The 3368-nt window shown below is 75.0% G+C and carries 5 protein-coding genes; 4 read left to right on the top strand and 1 reads right to left on the bottom strand.

Going from position 1 to position 3368, the window contains the following annotated elements:
• Positions 1-534: hypothetical protein (locus CCN44_RS40715; protein ID WP_244204053.1), on the bottom strand; the 534-nt coding region annotated here is incomplete at its 3' end.
• A gap of 178 nt (positions 535-712) precedes the next feature.
• Between CCN44_RS40715 and CCN44_RS40720 the strand changes: the two genes are divergently transcribed.
• The 4 genes from CCN44_RS40720 to CCN44_RS40740 all read left to right on the top strand — a co-directional run bounded on the left by CCN44_RS40720 (position 713) and on the right by CCN44_RS40740 (position 3082).
• A complete protein-coding gene (locus CCN44_RS40720; protein WP_086704210.1) occupies positions 713-1324 on the top strand; it encodes a hypothetical protein in 612 nt (203 codons plus the stop codon).
• Positions 1321-1608, top strand: coding sequence for a hypothetical protein (locus CCN44_RS40725; protein ID WP_086704212.1), 288 nt, complete (start codon positions 1321-1323; stop codon positions 1606-1608). Before CCN44_RS40720 ends, CCN44_RS40725 begins: the two co-directional genes overlap by 4 nt.
• A complete protein-coding gene (locus CCN44_RS47035; RefSeq protein ID WP_237482937.1) occupies positions 1605-2441 on the top strand; it encodes a hypothetical protein in 837 nt (278 codons plus the stop codon). The genes CCN44_RS40725 and CCN44_RS47035 overlap by 4 nt, the downstream gene beginning before the upstream one ends.
• 146 nt (positions 2442-2587) lie before the next feature.
• Positions 2588-3082: an HNH endonuclease family protein gene (locus CCN44_RS40740; protein WP_086704215.1), complete on the top strand. Its 495-nt coding sequence runs from the start codon at positions 2588-2590 to the stop codon at positions 3080-3082.
• Positions 3083-3368 lie beyond the last annotated feature (286 nt).

Genomic DNA, 3368 nt, shown 5'->3' on the forward strand with positions numbered 1-3368 from the left:
CCCCCGCCCCGCCCGCTCGATGCCGCGCTCGAAGGCCACGCCGAGCTGCCGCCCGTCCGGCCCGTTGCCCACCAGGTGCACCACCTCCCGGCTGATGCGCACGCCGCGGACATGCTTCCAGCCGTCGCGCAGCAGCAGCCGCCCGACGATCGCCCGGAAGGCGCGATCGTCGGCAGTGTCGATGGCGGCGAGGGAGAAGCACTTCGCCCGCCGCCGACGCCGCGCGAGCGCGGCCCGGCCCTGGCGCACCGCAGCCCGTACCGCGTACGCGAGGGCCGCCGCCGCGAGCAGCGCCGCCCACCAGCCGACCCGGGACCACAGCCAGCCGAGACCGGCCAGGGGTAAGGCGACCGCAGCGAGGACCGCGACGAACGCGGGCGCGACCTCCCACCACTCCGGCCCGTACTCTCCGTTCAGCCGCCGCTGCAGTTCCTCGCGCTTGCGCCAGGCCCGCCGCGTGCCGACAGGAGACCGGGTCAGCGGCCACACCGCGTTCACCCCCACCACCTCGCCCAGATTGACGTCCCTTGTCATATCTGCCCGCCCCGTCGTCCGTACAGCCACGCCGCCGCAGGTGGCAACGCGCTGATAACAAGCCCTTTGGGGGGCGGTCACCCAAATTTGGGTGACCTCGCGGCAGCACCTGAAGTTCCCCTGACGACAACTTCGGTTTCCCTGACAACTTAGCTTCCCCGCAACTAGAATTGTCCATGTGACGGACCGCAAAGCCGCCTTCGACCTGGAGGCGTTCATGACCCCGCTCGATCCCGCCTGGACCGAACCCACCGACGAGCAACTGCAGCAGTTCCGCAAGCGGCTCCGGGGTGTCGTCGCCTCCTTCGCTGACGGCATCTCTGTACGCGACACCAGCCCCGGCGCAGCGCACGAGGAACTCCCGGTGCGCAGCACCCCGGACTGGAAGCTGGCCATGCTCCGCGCCCTGCGCGTGGCGCGGGACGAGGCCGAGGCCATGAACGAGGAGTACGCCCGCGGCGCCGGCGCGGGGGGCGTCGGCTACCCGGAGCTGGGCGCAGCGTGGGGGATCTCCCGCCAGGCCGCGCGCAAGAAGTGGCCCGGCGCAGTCGTCGCCATCAACTCGCACGCGAACAAGGAGCCCATCGAGTTCAACGCCTTCGGTGGGAACGCCCGCATCGAATGGCACCCCGAGGACGGCGGCTGGTGGTGGATCGCCCAGGCCGCCAACGGCCGCCACGAGGACGCGGGGGACAAGGTCACCTACGACACCAGCCAGGAGGCCGCCGCAGCCGCCGGTGCATTCCTCGCCGCCAACGCCCGGCCCACCGCGAACGGAGACTCAACGTGATCCAGCTGACCATCGGAGCGCTGCTCGGAGCAGCCGCCGCCCTGCTCGCCGTCGCCGCCCACCGACGCCTCACCCGACACCCGCACTGCGCGTGGTGCGCGACCGCGTCCGGCTGGCGCACCAGCGACCACGACACGCAGCTGTGCCGCGGCTACGTCCAGGAGCGCCGCCGCGAGCGGCTGCGCGACCGCGCCCACGGCCGCCCGGTCATCGAGCCGGACCCGTGGGGGCACATGTGGCTGCTGCCGGAGGAGATCGCCGAACGAGCGGAGGCAGAGGCATGAGCGGCGCCCGCGAAGCGAGCGAGCAGCTGGCCCGGTCGCCCGCCCGGCTGGCCTCGGAGTACCCCACCGACCCAGCCGGCGCCGAGCCGCTCCCGCTGCAGTTCGGTACGGAGGAGGACCCGGGCGCCCCGGCGCCGGTCCCGCTGCAGGCCGGTCAGCTGGCGTGGCTAGCCGAGCTGGTCAAGCGCGAGCTGGCCACCGCGCGCAACGCGCACAGCGACGGCAACGCGACGTGCGCACACTGCGAGGGCACCGGTGCTGCCCGCCTAGGCGCCCGCCCTTCCGGGGGGTCTGTGATGCACCTCACGCCGCCGTGCCCGCAGTGCTCGGCAGCTACGGAGCGGATCGAAGTGGAGGGCGAGAAGGTCTGGCGCTGCACCGCACCCGGCTGCACCCGGCGCACCTACGGCACCGGCGACCCAGACCACGACGACACGCTCCCCGGCTACAGCGAGGTCGACGAGGACGGCGCCGAGATCGTCTGCCACGGCACCGGTGAGATCGACGTAGAGGCGACCGCCGAGCTGGCCGCCCAAGGCGGACCCGGCGACGACGACCTGGTCGAGGACGAGTGGCCCGCGCCGGCCGCCGACGCTGGCCCGCCCGGGGACGCCTCGGACATGGGGCACGTCCCCAGCCGGGGACGGGGAAGCACCGGCGCAGACCGGGGACGCCACGCCGACGTCGAGGTCCCCCCGGACGCCGGGGTGACCGCCCCGGCGATCACGCACAGCAACGGTGCAGTGGGGCGCGAGCCCCAGCGTCCCCACGACCGCGTGGGGCACGAACCCCCGTCCCCGTTCCCCGGGCCGTCCCCACGGGGGCACGGATGAGGCCCCCGGCCGGGGAAGCCGCCCCCGGTTCCGGCGCCACCGTTCCCCGTCCGGCGGGTGGGGAAGACACCACCGTTCCCCGCCCCTTCGACCCCGACCGTGGGGAACCCGGCGGGGAGCCCGAACCCACCGCGACTGGGGAAGGGGTGCCCTGGGCGGAGCTGCTCGCCGAAGGGGAAACCGTCGCCCGGTACTGGAGCCACGTCCTGCGGCGCGGCCCGGACGAGTGCTGGTGGTGGACCGGCGGGCTGACCGACACCGGGCACGCCACCTTCCGCGCCGTGTCCCTCCCCGGCCGGACCCGGCGCGGCACTGTGCCCGCCCATCTGTTCGGCTACCGGCTCGCCCACGGGCCCGTCTCCGTGCCCCGCGGGATGGTGGTCAGGCACCGGTGTGACGAGCCGCCGTGCCAGAACCCGGCGCACTGGCTGCTCGGTACGAGGGGCGACAACAACCGCGACGCCGCGAGTCGTCGCAGGTTGACGGGCCATGCGCTGGCCGACGTACGCGGCGCGGCGGGCCGGGCGCGGGCGGTCCAGGCCGCCATCGCCGCCGCCAGTCCCGAGGACCTGGACCAGGCCATCGCCGCCGCGCTGGCCGCCGGCAACCCGTCCGGCGCGCACCAAGACGCTCTCTTCTAGAGCACCCCGAGCCCACCGCCGGCCCCGGACCGAACGGTCCGGGGCCGGTCGCGTTGGCGGGCGGGGAACCGTCCCCGGCGACGTCCCCGGGGAACTCCGCGTGCGGCGCGGGGGAAGGACCCAGCGCTGGGGCTTCCCCACCGGGCGGACCCCGCCGCGGTCGTCGTGGGCGGGGAACGGTCCCCGCTCCGGACCCGCCCGGCACCCCGCCGGGTCGGTGGGTCCGTCCCCACGTCGGTGCACCGGGCGCCGCCGTTCCCCGGCGCCCCTTCCCCGCCCGCCGGGG

It is taken from the genome of Streptomyces tricolor, from assembly GCF_002155905.1.
GTDB classification, from domain to species: Bacteria; Actinomycetota; Actinomycetes; order Streptomycetales; family Streptomycetaceae; genus Streptomyces; species Streptomyces tricolor.